16 protein-coding genes are annotated in these 15,052 nt (G+C 70.4%); 6 read left to right on the top strand and 10 right to left on the bottom strand.

Annotation, left to right across the window (positions count from 1 at the left end; all coding sequences use genetic code 11):
• The first annotated feature begins 46 nt into the window (after window positions 1-46).
• Window positions 47-598, top strand: a complete 552-nt coding sequence (locus tag OG254_RS30520) for a VanZ family protein (RefSeq protein WP_405587935.1) — start codon at window positions 47-49, stop codon at window positions 596-598.
• A gap of 110 nt (window positions 599-708) precedes the next feature.
• Window positions 709-918 (top strand): PspC domain-containing protein, encoded by a 210-nt coding sequence (locus OG254_RS30515; RefSeq protein ID WP_351197637.1) that lies wholly within the window; start codon window positions 709-711, stop codon window positions 916-918.
• 80 nt (window positions 919-998) lie between these two features.
• Here OG254_RS30515 and OG254_RS30510 read toward each other — a convergent pair whose 3' ends face one another.
• Window positions 999-1,415, bottom strand: coding sequence for an ATP-binding protein (locus OG254_RS30510; protein WP_405587932.1), 417 nt, complete (start codon window positions 1,413-1,415; stop codon window positions 999-1,001).
• A gap of 138 nt (window positions 1,416-1,553) precedes the next feature.
• Window positions 1,554-2,717, bottom strand: coding sequence for an adenosine deaminase (locus OG254_RS30505; RefSeq protein ID WP_405587930.1), 1,164 nt, complete (start codon window positions 2,715-2,717; stop codon window positions 1,554-1,556).
• Between the two features lie 134 nt (window positions 2,718-2,851).
• Here OG254_RS30505 and OG254_RS30500 point away from each other — a divergent pair, with 134 nt between their 5' ends.
• Entirely contained in the window at window positions 2,852-3,613 is a 762-nt protein-coding gene (locus tag OG254_RS30500; RefSeq protein ID WP_405587928.1) for an alpha/beta hydrolase, read from the top strand.
• Between the two features lie 95 nt (window positions 3,614-3,708).
• Here OG254_RS30500 and OG254_RS30495 read toward each other — a convergent pair whose 3' ends face one another.
• A complete protein-coding gene (locus tag OG254_RS30495; RefSeq protein WP_405587925.1) occupies window positions 3,709-4,659 on the bottom strand; it encodes a LysR family transcriptional regulator in 951 nt (316 codons plus the stop codon).
• 63 nt (window positions 4,660-4,722) lie between these two features.
• Here OG254_RS30495 and OG254_RS30490 point away from each other — a divergent pair, with 63 nt between their 5' ends.
• Window positions 4,723-5,979, top strand: coding sequence for an MFS transporter (locus OG254_RS30490; RefSeq protein ID WP_405587922.1), 1,257 nt, complete (start codon window positions 4,723-4,725; stop codon window positions 5,977-5,979).
• Window positions 5,980-6,180: 201 nt separating this feature from the next.
• A complete protein-coding gene (locus tag OG254_RS30485) occupies window positions 6,181-7,200 on the top strand; it encodes a sigma-70 family RNA polymerase sigma factor (RefSeq protein WP_405587919.1) in 1,020 nt (339 codons plus the stop codon).
• Here the strand turns inward: OG254_RS30485 and OG254_RS30480 are convergent.
• Window positions 7,084-7,470: an STAS domain-containing protein gene (locus OG254_RS30480; RefSeq protein ID WP_405587916.1), complete on the bottom strand. Its 387-nt coding sequence runs from the start codon at window positions 7,468-7,470 to the stop codon at window positions 7,084-7,086. The genes OG254_RS30485 and OG254_RS30480 overlap by 117 nt on opposite strands.
• Before the next feature lie 142 nt (window positions 7,471-7,612).
• On the opposite strand from OG254_RS30480, the gene OG254_RS30475 reads away from it, so the two are divergent.
• Window positions 7,613-8,533: an AEC family transporter gene (locus OG254_RS30475; RefSeq protein ID WP_405587914.1), complete on the top strand. Its 921-nt coding sequence runs from the start codon at window positions 7,613-7,615 to the stop codon at window positions 8,531-8,533.
• A 3-nt stretch (window positions 8,534-8,536) separates the two neighbouring features.
• Here OG254_RS30475 and OG254_RS30470 read toward each other — a convergent pair whose 3' ends face one another.
• The 6 genes from OG254_RS30470 to OG254_RS30445 all read right to left on the bottom strand — a co-directional run bounded on the left by OG254_RS30470 (window position 8,537) and on the right by OG254_RS30445 (window position 14,959).
• Complete coding sequence (locus OG254_RS30470; protein WP_405587911.1) at window positions 8,537-9,121, bottom strand: Uma2 family endonuclease; 585 nt, start codon at window positions 9,119-9,121, stop codon at window positions 8,537-8,539.
• Window positions 9,122-9,216: 95 nt separating this feature from the next.
• Window positions 9,217-10,494 carry a thymidine phosphorylase gene (locus OG254_RS30465; RefSeq protein WP_405595270.1) on the bottom strand — a complete coding sequence of 426 codons (1,278 nt, stop codon included), beginning with the start codon at window positions 10,492-10,494 and terminating at the stop codon, window positions 9,217-9,219.
• A 91-nt stretch (window positions 10,495-10,585) separates the two neighbouring features.
• The gene (locus tag OG254_RS30460; protein WP_351197657.1) at window positions 10,586-10,993 is read right to left on the bottom strand and encodes a cytidine deaminase; all 408 of its coding nucleotides are present in this window, start codon (window positions 10,991-10,993) and stop codon (window positions 10,586-10,588) included.
• Window positions 10,990-12,267 carry an ABC transporter permease gene (locus OG254_RS30455; RefSeq protein WP_405587908.1) on the bottom strand — a complete coding sequence of 426 codons (1,278 nt, stop codon included), beginning with the start codon at window positions 12,265-12,267 and terminating at the stop codon, window positions 10,990-10,992. Before OG254_RS30455 ends, OG254_RS30460 begins: the two co-directional genes overlap by 4 nt.
• The gene (locus tag OG254_RS30450) at window positions 12,264-13,382 is read right to left on the bottom strand and encodes an ABC transporter permease (protein WP_405587905.1); all 1,119 of its coding nucleotides are present in this window, start codon (window positions 13,380-13,382) and stop codon (window positions 12,264-12,266) included. The genes OG254_RS30455 and OG254_RS30450 overlap by 4 nt, the downstream gene beginning before the upstream one ends.
• The gene (locus OG254_RS30445) at window positions 13,382-14,959 is read right to left on the bottom strand and encodes an ABC transporter ATP-binding protein (protein WP_405587902.1); all 1,578 of its coding nucleotides are present in this window, start codon (window positions 14,957-14,959) and stop codon (window positions 13,382-13,384) included. Before OG254_RS30445 ends, OG254_RS30450 begins: the two co-directional genes overlap by 1 nt.
• Window positions 14,960-15,052: the final 93 nt, after the last annotated feature.

The following is a 15,052-nucleotide window of genomic DNA, read 5'->3' as shown; positions in this document are numbered from 1 at the left end:
CCCGCCCCCCGGAACCGATCCCGCCGGGGGGCGCGTCTACGGGGGCGTGCAGCGTCAAGGCCCCATCGGCGGCACCGCCGCGATCCGCATCCGCGCGACGGGAGGCATCCTCCTGGTCGCCCACCTCGCATTCGTCGCCTGGCTCACGCTGCGGCCAGTGGACGTCCCCTGGGTGACACCGCCCAACCTGCACCCCTTCGCCGGCATCAGAGCAGACCTCGCCCTCGGCTGGCAGGAGGCCGCCCGCCGCATCGCGGAGGGCCTCGCCCTCCTCGCCCCCCTCGGCGTACTGATCCCGACGGCACACGGCAGCCTCACCGCCTCCCCCCTCGGCTCCCTGGTCCGCACGGTCGCCGCCGGCGCCCTGATCTCCCTGGGCATAGAGCTGCTGCAGACCGGCGTCCCCGGCCAGGTCGTGGACGTCGACTCACTGCTGCTGAACACCCTCGGCGTGGCACTCGCCCACGCGGCGATCGTCCCGGCGGCCCGCATCCACCTCCGCCGCAGGTCCCAGCGCGCCCACCGAGCCACCACACCCCAGGATGAGCCCACTCAGGGTCGTACCCCGACGATTCCCAGGGTCGGGATAGCTCCCTAGAGTGACGCTTTGCCCGGTTCGTCTTCGTAGCGTGGATGTCAGATGAGGCACCCACTCGAAAGGCCCCACAAAGGCAGGCCTTCGACCGACGCTCACGAAGGAGCCGCACCATGACCGCGCTCGCCCGACCCACCAACGGCCGCATGATCGGCGGAGTGTGCGCCGCGCTGGCGCGACGCTTCGGCACCTCCGCGACGACGATGCGCGTGATCTTCCTGCTCTCCTGCCTGCTCCCGGGCCCGCAGTTCCTGCTCTACATAGCCCTGTGGCTCCTGCTCCCCTCGGAGGGCAAGGCGACCAAGACCAGCACGGCCTGGTAACCACCGCACAGACAAACGCCGCTGGGGCGCACCCCGTATACAAGGGGTACGCCCCAGCGGCGCGTTCAGGACGAGGCGACTCAGCCGAGCGGAAGCCCGTTCACCGGCAGCCCCTGGGTCGGAAGGGCCGTGGTGGGCAGCCCCACCGGCAGCCCCTCGGTCGGCGCCCCCTGCAGCGGCAGCCCGCCGAGCAGCCCGGCGACCACGCCGGTCGGCCCACCGGCCAGCGCCTGCTCGGCGGCCGGCTGCGCGGCGGACAGTCCGGCGCCGACCGCCTCCTGCCCCTGAGCCAGCCCCGCACCCCCCTGCGCCAGCCCCGCACCGGCAGTGGGCGCCGCCTGCGAGAGGTTCTCGGCGGGGAGCGTCCGGGTGACGGTGTCGAGCGCCGAGCCGGCGTCCGGGGTGACCGGCGCGGCGTTCGCGGCACCGGCGCCCGCGGCGGCGAAGGCGGCACCGAGAGCGGCGACACCGAGGGTCTTGGCAGCAGACTGCTTCATGAAATGCGTCCTCGAAAATTGGTTACGGGGATGTAAGCGGCCCTCGACCGTAAACACGCCCCGCACCCGGCCGCAAACATCGAAATGCGGACGGATTGTGAATGCCGCCCGCATTCCGTGTGACCACAGGATCCCAGGTCAGCCCTGTACTTGCGCAGAGTCGCTGGTAGAGGCGGTCTGCCGGAACAGCCATTCGGACTTCAGTTCGGCATATCCAGGCTTGATGACGTCATTGATCATCGCGAGCCGTTCATCGAAAGGAATGAACGATGATTTCATCGCATTGACGGAGAACCACTGCATGTCATCGAGCGTGTATCCGAAAGCGTCGACAAGATGCTCGAACTCCCGGCTCATACTCGTATGTGACATCAGCCGGTTGTCGGTGTTCACGGTCGCCCGGAAGTGCAGCCGGCGCAGCAGCCCGATGGGATGGGCGGCATACGAATCGGCGGCGCCCGTCTGGAGGTTGGAGCTGGGGCACAGCTCCAACGGGATGCGCTTGTCCCGTACGTACGAGGCGAGCCGCCCCAGCTTCACGGACCCGTCGGCCTGCACCTGGATGTCGTCGATGATGCGCACCCCGTGCCCCAGCCGGTCGGCGCCGCACCACTGCAGGGCCTGCCAGATGGACGGCAGCCCGAAGGCCTCGCCGGCGTGGATGGTGAAGTGGTTGTTCTCGCGCTTGAGGTACTCGAAGGCGTCGAGGTGCCGGGTGGGCGGATGCCCGGCCTCGGCGCCCGCGATGTCGAAGCCGACGACGCCCAGATCGCGGTAGCGGTTGGCGAGTTCGGCGATCTCCAGCGAGCGGGCGGCGTGCCGCATGGCGGTGAGGAGGGCGCCCACGCGGATGCGGTGGCCGTTCTGCCGCGCGATCTGCTCGCCCTCGCGAAAGCCCTCGTTCACGGCCTCGACGACCTCTTCGAGGCTGAGCCCGCCTTCGAGGTGCTGTTCGGGCGCGTAACGCACCTCGGCGTAGACGACGCCGTCCTCGGCGAGGTCCTCGGCACACTCGCGCGCGACCCGGACCAGGGCGTCGCGGGTCTGCATCACGCCGACGGTGTGGGAGAAGGTCTCCAGATACCGCTCCAGGGATCCGGAGTCGGCGGCGTCCCGGAACCAGACGCCGAGTTTGCCGGGGTCGGTCTCGGGGAGCTGGGAGTAGCCCGTCTCGTGGGCCAGCTCGACGATCGTGCCGGGGCGCAGCCCGCCGTCGAGGTGATCGTGCAGCAGAACCTTCGGCGCCCGGCGGATCTGGTCCGAGCTCGGGGTGTTCGCCTTCTGGGCAGTCTCGCTCGTCATTTCCGCACCATAACGCCTACGCGCGTAGATCACCCGCTGAACACCCCATTTTCCTGGTTGTACGAATCCGTCGATACGTAACGGTGACCCCGAGGACGGGTGGCGTACACCGATGCTTCTGACACTGTTCTGTCATGGCACACCAAGCGACGCCGGTGCGCAGGGTCCGGCTGGGCAGGGCGATCGGGCCGGAGCCGACGGCGGTGAGCGGAGTGGTTCTCCTGCTTCCCGGAGGTGACGAGGTCTCACATCGCAAGCCGGCGACGTTGTTGGCGACCTCCCCCGTGCGGACACTGGGCCGCCGTCTGACGCGGGCGGGACGCGAGGACGGCCTGGCCACGCACGTCGTCCGCTACCGCTTCCGCGGCTGGAACGGCAACGCCGCGGACCTCGCGAGCGACGCGCTGTGGGCTGCCGACGAGACCGTACGGCGCTATGGGGACGTCCCCGTGTGCCTCGTCGGGATGGACATGGGCGGCCGGGCGGCCCTGCGCGCCGGCGGCCACGACGCCGTCAACTCCGTGCTGGCGATCGCGCCTTGGCTGCCGGAGGACGACATGGCGGCCGCACCCGAACCGGTGAAGCAGCTCGCGGGCCGGCGCGTGCTGGTCGTGCACGGCACGAACGACGAGCGGACCGACCCCGAGCTGTCGTTCCGGCTGGCGGAGCGGGCGAAGAAGGCGAACCGGGACGTGTGCCGGTTCGAAGTGCACTCCGACCGGCACGCGTTGCATCAGCACCGAGCCGAAGTCCTCGCGCTGGCCGAGGACTTCGTCATGGGGGTGCTGTTCGGCAGGGCGTTCTCGCGGCCGCTCGCCGACGCGTTCGCGGCTCCGCCTCCACTGGGGTTGCGGATGCCGTTGGCTGCGGGGTTCGGTCGGTCGTTGCGGCGGTAGCGCCGTTGCAGGCTGTTGTCCGTCGGCGGGTGCGGGTTGTCGGTGGCTGGTCGCGCCCACGCGGCGGAGCCGGATATCGATGCGGCCCCGCGCCCCTAGGGCAAGAGGCTTCCCCTTCTTGAAAGCAGGAACTTCTTGAAGGCGGCCACCGGCGGCGTGTCCGGCCTGTCCGCCAGCCAGGCCACGCCGATCTCCCGTGCCGCCCTCGGGGCCGTGACCGTCAGTTCCACCACTCCAGGGCGGGGTACGGCCGGCGGGGGAAGGAGCGCGACCCCCAAGCCCGCCGCCACCAGGCCCCTCAGGGTCTCCGCCTCCTCCCCCTCGAAGGCGATGCGCGGCTTGAAGCCCGCCTCCTGGCACAGGTCGTCGGTGATCCTGCGCATGCCGTAGCCGGGTTCCAGCGTCACGAACGTCTCGTCGGCGGCCTCCACGAGACGGACGCGCTTGCGCGAGGCCAGGCGGTGATCGGCGGGCACGACCAGGCGGAGCTTCTGCTCGTCCAGTCGGCGGGCCACCAGGTCCGGGGCGTCCGGCACCGGGGACGTCAGGCACAGGTCGAGCTCGCCGGACCGCAGCCGCTCGATCATCGCCTCGCCGTAGTTCTGGACGAGGCTGAAGCGGATCCGGGGGTGGTCGGCGCGGAAGGCGTGGATCAGGCCGGGCACCGTCTCCGCGCCCATGGTGTGCAGGAAGCCGAAGGCGACCTTGCCGGTGGCCGGGTCGGCGTCGGCACGGACCTCTTCGGCGGCCCGCCCGATCTCGGCGAGGGCGCGTTCGACGGAGGCGAGGAAGGTGCGGCCGGCCGGGGTCAGGGAGACCGTACGGCCACGGCGGGCGAACAGGTCGACGCCCAGGTCCTGTTCGAGGCGGACCATGGCGCGCGAGAGCGTGGACTGCGGGACCTGCATCTCCTGCGCGGCGCGGGTGACGTGCTCGGTGCGGGCGACGCCGGCGAAGTACGCGAGGCGGGGCGCCAGCAACATCACCATGTCTTCTGTGTCACTGGATGGTGACAGACGGGCCCGTGACCTCTGCTGATGCTCCATGGGAACGATTATGGCGATTCCATGCATTGGACGGATGAGCGGGGCCGTACGTAGCTTCGAAGCATGTCTCCCGCCAGTACCGAGGCGTCCATCACCGTGGGCGCCACACCCGCAGTCCCCGTCGTCGACTCCCGAATGGCCCCGGGCGGCCCCGGCTACCGCCGGATGAGCTTCGCCCTCTTCCTCGCCGGTGTCGCGACCTTCGCGCTCCTGTACTCCACGCAGGCGCTGCTGCCGCTGATTTCGGGTGAGTTCGGGGTGGCGGCGAGCGAGGCGAGCTGGACGGTGGCGGCGGCGACCGGCGGTCTGGCGCTGTTCGTGCTGCCGATGAGCGCGCTGTCGGAGCGGTTCGGACGCCGTACGGTCATGACGGCGTCGCTGGCGGTCGCGGTGACCCTCGGGCTGCTGGTCCCCTTCGCGCCGAACCTGACCTCCCTGGTCGTGCTCCGGGCGCTCCAGGGCGCCGCGCTGGCCGGGCTGCCGGCGTCGGCGACGGCGTATCTGGCCGAGGAGGTCCGGCCGAAGGCGCTGATCACGGCGATCGGGCTGTTCGTCGCGGGCAACAGCGTCGGCGGGATGAGCGGCCGGGTGATCACCGGCTGGGTCGCGCAGGAGTGGGGCTGGCGGGTCGCGGTCGGTGTGATCGGCGTGATCGCGGTGGCCTGCGCGGTGGCCTTCCGGCTGCTGCTGCCCGCGCCACGCCACTTCAAGCCGGGCTCGCTGCGCCCGCGCGTCCTGGCCCGCACGGTGCGCGAGCACCTGGCGAACCCGCTGCTGTGCCGCCTGTACGCGATCGGCGCGCTGTTCATGACGGTGTTCGGCGGCGTGTATACGGTGATCGGCTACCGCCTGACCGAGGCGCCGTTCTCGCTGCCCCAGGGCATCGTCGGCTCGATCTTCCTGGTGTATCTGGTCGGCACCGTGTCGGCGTCGACGGCAGGCCGGCTGGTGGGCCGACTGGGTCGCCGGGGCGCCCTCTACGCGGCGGGCGCGACCACGGCGGCGGGCCTGCTGCTGTCCCTGGCGGGCTCGCTCCCGATGGTCCTCCTCGGCCTGGTCCTGATCACCGGCGGCTTCTTCGCGGGCCACGCGGTGGCGTCCTCGGCGGTCAGCAAGACGGCCACCCGGGGCCGCGCCCAGGCCGCCGCGCTCTACCAGTCCGCGTACTACGTGGGCTCCAGCGCGGGCAGCACGGTCGGCGCGATCGCCTTCCACGCGGGCGGCTGGGCCGGCACGGTCGGGGTCGGCCTGCTTGCGGTGCTCGGCGTGGTGACGATCACCGTCCTCGGAACACGTGCGGCAAGGGCCGGCCGGCCCTAGGGCCCAGCAGCGGCTCGCGACGGCCTGAGTCGCACGTCCCCTTTCCCCCCGACCGGGGTCGGCCGGTCGGGGGGATCGGCTTTTGTACGCCTCTCACCTGGGTGTTCGTCCGCTCCAGGGGCCGTTGTCAGTGGGCTGCGGTAGCTTCCAAGTACTGGGCGCAGAGGCGCGACACAGCACGGCCACAGGGGTGGGTGGACGATGAGCGACGGCACGGCGACAAAGACAACGGACCTCGATGTCAGGCTGGAGAAACACCGCGTCGAACTGACCGGGTACTGCTACCGCATGCTCGGCTCGTCCTTCGAGGCCGAGGACGCGGTGCAGGACACGATGGTGCGCGCCTGGCGGAGCTACGACAAGTTCGAGGGGCGCTCCAGTCTCCGCTCGTGGCTGTACCGCATCGCGACGAACGTGTGCTTGGACATGCTGACGGCCGGCAACAAGCGGGCCCGCCCGATGGACCTGACGGAGTCGACGCCGCTGGCCCAGGCGGCGCTCTCGCCCCGTCCGGACAACACCTGGCTGGAGCCGATGCCGGACAGCCGCGTGCTGCCCAGCACCGAGGACCCGGCGGAGGCGGCGGTCGCCAAGGAGTCGGTGCGGCTCGCCTTCATGGCCGCCCTCCAGCAGCTGCCGCCCAAGCAGCGCGCGGTGCTGATCCTGCGCGAGGTGCTGGCCTGGCGGGCGAGCGAGGTCGCGGAGCTGCTCGACACGACGGTCGCATCGGTCAACAGCGCCCTCCAGCGGGCCCGCGCCACCCTCGCCGAGCAGCAGCAGCCGGGCGCCACGGCCACCGTCTCGGACCAGCTGGACGAGGAGCAGCAAAAGCTCCTGGACCGGTATGTCGCGGCCTTCGAGGGCTATGACATGACGGCACTGACGGCGCTGCTGCACGAGGACGCCATCATGACGATGCCGCCGTTCGACCTGTGGCTGACGGGCCACGACGACATCACCGGCTTCATGACGACGCTGGGCTCGGCCTGCGAGGGCTCACGGCTGGTGCCGGTCCAGGTGAACGGTCTGCCTGGCTTCGCCCAGTACAAGCCGGACCCCGAGGCGGGCGGCTACACACCGTGGGCGGTGCAGGTCCTGGAGATCTCAGACGGCCGGCTCACCGGGTTCCACTTCTTCCTCGACACCAAGCGCTGGTTCCCGCTGTTCGGACTCCCGCTCCACCTCGAAGCGCAGGCCGACCAGGTCGAGGAGGGCGTGTAGCGCGGGATCGGGGTCACGCAGCCTGATCCGGCCCCCGGCCCGCCGCGCGGCGAGCTGGAGCCGCGCCAGCAGATCCACGACACCGAGCCCGGGCGGTCCCAGCCCACCCACATCGCACACCACGACTCTCGCCCCACCGGTCTCCAGCCGGGCCCGTACGTCGTCGCACAGCCCCGCCACCTCGTCTCGGGTGACGGGGCCGGCCAGCACGAGTACAGCGGGTGTCATGGCGTCCACGATCGGTAGACCGGGCGGGGGCGGATAACTCATCGCGGCCGGAGCCCCCGGGGGGTGTCCGCCGACCGAGATCACATTGACCTGGTCCCCTCCTTCCCAGGAGGGTTTGCTGTATGCCCCACGTATCGTCTCACCCCCGAATACCCTGCGGCCTGCACCCCGCCAAGGGGGTTCCGTGCAGGGGGTGTTGACGGGATTCGCGGTGATCGCGGTCGTCATCGCCGTGGGCTATGCGATCGGCCGCCGCGGCTACCTCGGCGACCAGGGCCGCGAGGTCCTCACCAAGCTGGCCTTCCACGTGGCGTCCCCGGCCCTGCTGTTCACCACCCTCGCCCAGACCGACCTCTCGGTGATCTTCTCCAGCCGCCTTCTGGTCACGGCACTGAGCACGGCAGCGGCGGCCGGTGTCTTCGTCGCGGTGGGTGTCGTACGGCACTGGGGCGTGGGCCGTACGACGATCGGCGCGCTGTGCTCCAGCTACGTCAACTCCGGCAACCTCGGCATCCCGATCGCGGTGTACGTCCTGGGCGACGCGTCCCTCGTGGCGCCGGTGCTGCTGTTCCAGCTGGTCGGGGTCACCCCGATCGCCCTGACGATCCTCGACCTGTCGGGCAAGGGCGAGAAGGGCCCCCTGTGGCGCCGTCTGCTGACGCCGCTGCGCAATCCGATCGCGGTCGGCTCACTGGCGGGCGTGGCGGTGTCGGCGACGGGGCTCCGCATCCCGGCCCCCGTCCTGGACCCCCTGACCCTGATCGGCGGCATGTCGGTCCCGGCGGTCCTGCTGGCGTTCGGCATCTCCCTGTGCGGCAGCACGATGCCGGGCCGCGGCCCGGACCGTCACCCGGTGTTCCTCTCGGTCGCCCTGAAGTCCGTCGGCCAGCCGGCGGCGGCCTGGGCACTGGCGGCGGGGGTGTTCGGGTTGCGGGGCGCTCCGCTGCTGGACGTGGTGGTGACCTCGGCACTGCCTGCCGCGCAGAACCTGTTCACGTATGCGTCGAGCTACCGCGTGGCCGAACGACTGGCCCGGGACTCGATCCTGCTGTCGACGGTGATATCGGTGCCGGTGTTGGTGGTCGTTGCTGCCTTGCTGGGCTGACGGTCAGTCGACCGGGAACTCATCGGTGTCGATCGTGACGTCGAACGGCTCCGGCAGCTTGATGGGGTCACCGAACTTCACGGCGCTCAACACCCGGTACACATCGCCTTTCGGCTCTCCGAAGAGCGTGGCGGTGGGGCCGCCGGGGGCCCAGCGGTCGATCAGCAAGTAGAGCGGGATCCCAGCGGTAGCGTAGGCCGCGGGCTTGCTGACGCGGTCGTGCTGGGCGTTGGACTTGGAGGTCACCTCGACGACGAGTTCGGCCAGGGCTGCCGGGATGTGGGATTCCGCCTCCGCGCATTCCTGCACGGGCGCCACGAGCAGGTCAGGGATGAGCATGCCCAGACGTGACGGCACGGCGATCGCCAGTGTCTGGAAGATCTCCCAATCCTCGGGGATCGCGGAGTAGAGGCGACGCTGAATGCGGGCCGCGATCACGTTGTGGCGGGATGCGGGAGCGGGTGACACGGTGATGATCCCCTCAATGATCTCCACCTTGCTGCCCTCGGGCCATTCCATCTCCTCCCAGAACCGGACGAGGTCGTCCCAGCTCTGGTCGGGGTCCTGGCTCACGGTGAGTGCGCTCATGGCGGTCTCCTATCGGTGCGTCACCGATCCCAGCATGCCGAACGGGACCGGTGAAGGTCCACCGATCCCGTTCACCCGAATGAGGAAACCCCTGGTCAGGCGATGCGCTCCAGCACCACCGGCGACGCCGTGAAGTCCGTCCCCGCCGCTGCGATGTCGTAGGAGCCCTCCACCGACTGGAGCGCGTACTCGAAGCGCTCCGGGGTATCGGTGTGCAGGGTCAGCAGGGGCTGGCCCTCGGTGACCGTGTCGCCCGGCTTGGCGTGCATCTCGACGCCCGCGCCCGCCTGCACCGGGTCCTCCTTGCGTGCGCGTCCGGCGCCCAGGCGCCAGGCGGCGACACCGATGTCGTAGGCGTCGAGGCGGGTCAGGATGCCGGAGGAGGGGGCCTTGATGACGTGCTGCTCGCGCGCCACCGGCAGTTCCGCGTCCGGGTCGCCGCCCTGGGCCGCGATCATGCGCCGCCAGACGTCCATCGCCGAGCCGTCGGCCAGGGCCTTCGCGGGGTCGGTGTCCTTCACCCCGGCGGCGTCCAGCATTTCGCGGGCGAGAGCGATGGTGAGCTCCACGACGTCCGCGGGGCCGCCGCCTGCCAGGACCTCCACCGACTCGCGGACCTCCAGCGCGTTGCCCGCCGTGAGGCCGAGCGGGGTGGACATGTCCGTGAGGAGCGCGACCGTCTTCACTCCGTGGTCGGTGCCGAGGCCGACCATCGTGGACGCCAGCTCACGGGCGTCCTCGATCGTCTTCATGAAGGCGCCCGTGCCGACCTTGACGTCCAGGACCAGCGAACCCGTGCCCTCCGCGATCTTCTTCGACATGATCGAGGAAGCGATCAGCGGGATCGCCTCGACCGTGCCGGTGACGTCCCGGAGCGCGTACAGCTTCTTGTCCGCGGGGGCCAGGCCGTCGCCCGCCGCGCAGATCACCGCGCCGGTGGTGTCCAGGACGTTCAGCATCTGCTCGTTGGAGAGCAGGGCCCGCCAGCCCGGGATCGACTCCAGCTTGTCCAGGGTGCCGCCGGTGTGGCCGAGGCCCCGGCCCGAGAGCTGGGGCACGGCGGCACCGCACGCCGCGACCAGGGGCGCGAGCGGGAGGGTGATCTTGTCGCCGACGCCGCCCGTGGAGTGCTTGTCGGCCGTCGGGCGGGACAGGGACGAGAAGTCCATGCGCTCGCCGGAGGCGATCATCGCGGCCGTCCAGCGGGCGATCTCACGGCGGTTCATGCCGTTGAGGAGGATCGCCATGTTGAGGGCGGCCATCTGGTAGTCGGCGACCTCCCCGCGGGTGTACGCGTCGATGACCCAGTCGATCTGCTCGTCGCTGAGCTCACCGCGGTCCCGCTTGGTGCGGATGACGGAGATGGCGTCCATGGCCATGGCTTTGCTTCCTTCCGAGGGTTCCAGAAGCCGTACGGCCCCTCCGAGCCGGTCGCATGAGCGACTCGGAGGGGCCGTACGGGAGTTACTTGCGCAGGTGTCCCGGCCCGAAGGCCTGGGGCAGCATCTCCGACAGCGGCAGGATGCCCGCCGGGGTCTCCAGCAGGAGCTCCGGGCCGCCGAACTCGAAGAGCAGCTGGCGACAGCGGCCGCACGGGACCAGCACATCGCCCTGGCCGTCCACGCACGTGAAGTGCGTCAGCCGGCCGCCCCCGGTGTTGTGCAGCTCCGAGACCAGCCCGCACTCGGCACAGAGGGCAAGGCCGTACGAGGCGTTCTCGACGTTGCACCCGGTGATCGTGCGGCCGTCGTCGACCAGGGCCGCGACCCCGACCGGGAAGCCGGAGTACGGGGCGTAGGCCCGGGACATGGCGTCCAGCGCCGCGGCGCGCAGCTTGTCCCAGTCGACGTCGTGCGTGGCGGCCGGGGTCACTTGCCTTCGCCCTTCCGGTACGGCAGGCCGTCCGCCTTCGGCATCCGCAGGCGTTGCGCGGACAGCGTGAGCACGACGAGCGTGACGACGTACGGCGTGGCGGAGACGACCTGGTTGGGCACCTCGTTGGTGGTGGCGTACCAGGTGTACACCAGGGCGCCGATCACCGCGGTGATCATCGACGGGGCGTACTTCTTGCGGACCACCAGCCAGATCGCGCCGATGATCAGCAGGAGCGCGCCGAGCAGCAGCAGGGCGTGGACGTTGGTGGAGCCGCCGCGCAGGTTGAGGCTGTCGGTGTAGCCGAACAGGCCGGCGCCCAGGGCGAGGCCGCCCGGCATCCAGTTGCCGAAGATCATCGCGGCGAGACCGATGTAGCCACGGCCGCTGACCTGGCCCTCCAGGTAGAAGGGGTTGGCCACGATGGACAGGAAGGCGCCACCGAGACCGGCCAGGCCGCCGGAGATGATCACGGCGATGTACTTGTACTTGTAGACGTTCACACCGAGGGACTCGGCCGCGACCGGGTTCTCACCGCAGGAGCGCAGCCGCAGACCGAAGGCGGTGCGCCACAGGATCCACCAGGTGCCGGGGATCAGCGCCACGGCGATCAGGGTCAGCCAGGAGACGTTGGTGACCAGACCGCCGAGCAGACCGGCGATGTCGGAGATGAAGAACCAGCCCTGGTCGTTCAGGTCCCGCAGCCCGTCGGACAGGCCCGGAATCGTGAAGTTGCCGAGCGAGTCGATCGCCGGGGACTGCTTGGCGGAGCCGCCCGCGTGGCCCACGAAGGCGAGGGGCGCGAGGTAGCGGGTGATGCCGAGGGCGAGGATGTTGATCGCCACACCGGAGACGATGTGGTTGACGCGGAAGGTGACGGTCGCGATGGCGTGCAGGATGCCGCCGATGCAGCCGCCGAGGATGCCGACGACGACACCGGTCCACGGGCCCCACTGGAAGCCGGCCCAGGCACCGAACCAGGTGCCGAGGATCATCATGCCCTCGAGGCCGATGTTGACGACGCCCGCCCGCTCGGCCCACAGACCGCCGAGGCCGGCGAGGCCGATCGGCACGGCGAGCTGGAGCGCGGTGGACATCTGGCTGACGTTGGTGATGCCGTCGGCGCCGGTGATGATGCGCACGATCGAGGTCAGCGCCAGGGCTCCGGCGATGACAAGCAGCAGGACGGGCCACGACAGGCGGCGGCCGGTCGGCGCCGCGGGCTGCAGCGTGGGCTGGTTGACGTCGACCGCTGAAGTCTGCGGGGTGGTCATCGGCCAGCCACCTCCTTCGTGTTGTTGGCGCCGAGGACGTGACCGGCAGCCAGTTCGGCGCCGACCCGGCGCTGCTGACGGCGCAGGCCCCACTCACGGACGGCCTCGTAGGAGACGACGACCGAGAGGACGATCAGGCCCTGCATGATGACCGCGATCTCCTTGTCGTAGCCGTGGAAGTCCAGCTCGGGCGAGGCCTTGTCGAGCCAGGCCCACAGCAGGGCGGCGAACGCGATGCCGACGGGGCTGTTGCGGCCGAGCAGGGCGATGCCGATGCCGAGGAAGCCGATGCCGGTGGGGAAGTTCAGGCTGTACGTGTGAGTGTCGCCGAGCAGGATCGGCAGACCGGCCAGGCCCGCGATGCCGCCGGAGAGCAGCATGGCGCTGAGCACCATGCGCTTGGGGTCGACACCGCTGGCCGCGGCGGCCGTCTCCGAGGCGCCGGAGGCGCGCAGGTCGAAGCCGAAGCGGGTGCGGTTGAGGGTGACCCAGTAGGCGATGCCGAGCACGACGGCGAGGAAGATCAGGCCGTAGATCTCGCCGGCGTCGCCCATGCTGATGCCGGGGATCCAGCCGGACTCGTGCATCTCGCCGGTGGTGTTGTTGTTGCCGACCTTGACGCCGAAGACGCTGGGCAGCCACAGGTAGCCGATGACCGAGGTGGCGATCGCGTTGAGCATGATCGTCGCGACGACCTCGCTGACGCCGCGGGTGACCTTGAGGACACCGGCGATGCCGGCCCAGAAGGCGCCGGTGCAGACCGCGGTGAGGAGCAGCAGCGGGACCTGGAGGGCGGCCGGCAGGTTCGCGTGGGCGCCGACGATCGCGGCCATCATGGCGCCGAGCTGGTACTGGCCGTCGACACCGATGTTGAACAGGTTCATCCGGAAGCCGATGGCCACCGCCAGGGCCGCGATGTAGTACAGCGAGGCCTGGTTGATGATCAGGACCTGGATGTCCGAGAAGCCGAGCTGCTCGAACATCAGGGCGTACGGCTCGACCGGGCTCTTGCCCGAGGCGAGCAGGACGATCGCGCTGAGCACGAAGGCCACGGCGAGCGCGATGACCGGTCCGGCCACCGCGAGGAGCACGCGCTCCTTGTCGAACTTCTTCATCAGCGGGCCTCGTCTTCGCCGGACTCGGGAGACTTGCTCAGGTCGGGAGTCTCGGGGGTCGTGTCGTCGTGCTCGAGGTGCCCGGTGGCGGCACCCGTCATCGCCGAGCCCAGTTGCTCCGGCGTGATGGTGGCCGGGTCGGCGTCCGCGACCAGCTTGCCGTTGTAGATCACGCGGAGGGTGTCGGACAGGCCGATCAGCTCGTCCAGGTCGGCGGAGATCAGCAGCACGGCCAGGCCCTCGCGGCGGGCCTCGCGGATGTGGTCCCAGATCGCGGCCTGCGCGCCGACGTCCACACCACGGGTGGGGTGCGCGGCGATCAGGAAGCGCGGCTTGTGGCTCATCTCGCGGCCGACGATCAGCTTCTGCTGGTTGCCGCCGGACAGGGAGGCGGCGGTGACGTCGATGCCGGGGGTGCGGACGTCGTACTCCGTCACGATCCGCCGGGTGTCCGCCTGGGCCGCCTTCGGGTCCAGCCAGACGCCCTTGGCGAGGGGCTTCTCGGTGACGTGGCCGAGGATGCGGTTCTCCCAGAGGGGGGCCTCCAGGAGCAGGCCGTGCCGGTGGCGGTCCTCGGGGATGTAGCCGAAGCCCTGCTCGCGGCGCTTGCGGGTGGACCAGCCGGTGATCTCCTCCTCGATGAGGGTGATCGTGCCGGAGTCGGCGCCCTTGAGGCCGATGAGCGCGTCGACCAGCTCCGTCTGGCCGTTGCCCTCGACGCCGGCGAGGCCCAGGACCTCGCCCGCGTGGATGGTGAAGGTGATGTCGTCCAGCAGGGCCTTGCCGCCGGCCGCCTCCAGGCGCAGCTTGTCGACGGTGATGACCGGGCGGTCGGTGACCGTGGACTCGGCGGTCTCGGGCGTGGGCAGCTCGCTGCCGACCATCATCTCGGCGAGCTGCTTCGAAGTCGTCTCGGCGGGGACGGCCGTGCCCACCGTCGTACCGCGGCGGATCACGGTGATCTCGTCGGCGACGGAGAGCACCTCGCCCAGCTTGTGGGAGATGAAGATGACCGACAGGCCCTCGGCCTTCAGCTCGCGCAGGTTGTCGAAGAGCGCGTCGACCTCCTGCGGCACCAGGACGGCCGTCGGCTCGTCGAGGATCAGCGTGGTGGCGCCGCGGTAGAGGACCTTGAGGATCTCCACGCGCTGGCGGGCGGCGACACCGAGCTCCTCGACCAGGCGGTCGGGCTCGACGCCGAGGCCGTAGCGCTCGGAGATCTCCTTGATCTTGCGGCGGGCCTTGGCGCCGATGCCGTAGAGCTTCTCGCTGCCCAGGACCACGTTCTCGAGGACGGTGAGGTTGTCCGCGAGCATGAAGTGCTGGTGGACCATGCCGATGCCGCGGACGATGGCGTCGGCCGGCGACGAGAAGGTCACCTGCCGGCCGTCGATCGCGATGGTGCCCTCGTCCGGCTTCTGCATGCCGTAGAGGATCTTCATCAGCGTCGACTTGCCGGCGCCGTTCTCGCCGACGAGGGCGTGGACAGTGCCCTTGCGGACGGTGAGGTGGATGTCGTGGTTGGCCACGACGCCCGGGAATCGCTTGGTGATCCCGGCGAGCTCGACGGCGGTCACCTGACCGTTGACCGCCGCGTCGGCCGGAGGGCTGCTGGACGCGTTGATGGCGCACTCTCCTGGGGACGGGGGTCGTCTACGCGCGTAGCGCCC

It is taken from the genome of Streptomyces sp. NBC_01092 (assembly GCF_045039535.1).
GTDB lineage: Bacteria > Actinomycetota > Actinomycetes > Streptomycetales > Streptomycetaceae > Streptomyces.
This window is presented reverse-complemented; position numbering and strand designations above follow the sequence as displayed.

What these genes read in the sequence shown, in the direction of transcription:
- OG254_RS30515 (WP_351197637.1), top strand. Translation starts at nt 709, where the DNA reads ATGACCGCGCTCGCCCGACCCACCAACGGCCGCATGATCGGCGGAGTG.
- OG254_RS30510 (WP_405587932.1), bottom strand. Translation starts at nt 1,415, where the DNA reads ATGAAGCAGTCTGCTGCCAAGACCCTCGGTGTCGCCGCTCTCGGTGCC.
- OG254_RS30505 (WP_405587930.1), bottom strand. Translation starts at nt 2,717, where the DNA reads ATGACGAGCGAGACTGCCCAGAAGGCGAACACCCCGAGCTCGGACCAG.
- OG254_RS30500 (WP_405587928.1), top strand. Translation starts at nt 2,852, where the DNA reads ATGGCACACCAAGCGACGCCGGTGCGCAGGGTCCGGCTGGGCAGGGCG.
- OG254_RS30495 (WP_405587925.1), bottom strand. Translation starts at nt 4,659, where the DNA reads ATGGAGCATCAGCAGAGGTCACGGGCCCGTCTGTCACCATCCAGTGAC.
- OG254_RS30490 (WP_405587922.1), top strand. Translation starts at nt 4,723, where the DNA reads ATGTCTCCCGCCAGTACCGAGGCGTCCATCACCGTGGGCGCCACACCC.
- OG254_RS30485 (WP_405587919.1), top strand. Translation starts at nt 6,181, where the DNA reads ATGAGCGACGGCACGGCGACAAAGACAACGGACCTCGATGTCAGGCTG.
- OG254_RS30480 (WP_405587916.1), bottom strand. Translation starts at nt 7,470, where the DNA reads ATGAGTTATCCGCCCCCGCCCGGTCTACCGATCGTGGACGCCATGACA.
- OG254_RS30470 (WP_405587911.1), bottom strand. Translation starts at nt 9,121, where the DNA reads ATGAGCGCACTCACCGTGAGCCAGGACCCCGACCAGAGCTGGGACGAC.
- OG254_RS30465 (WP_405595270.1), bottom strand. Translation starts at nt 10,494, where the DNA reads ATGGACGCCATCTCCGTCATCCGCACCAAGCGGGACCGCGGTGAGCTC.
- OG254_RS30455 (WP_405587908.1), bottom strand. Translation starts at nt 12,267, where the DNA reads ATGACCACCCCGCAGACTTCAGCGGTCGACGTCAACCAGCCCACGCTG.
- OG254_RS30450 (WP_405587905.1), bottom strand. Translation starts at nt 13,382, where the DNA reads ATGAAGAAGTTCGACAAGGAGCGCGTGCTCCTCGCGGTGGCCGGACCG.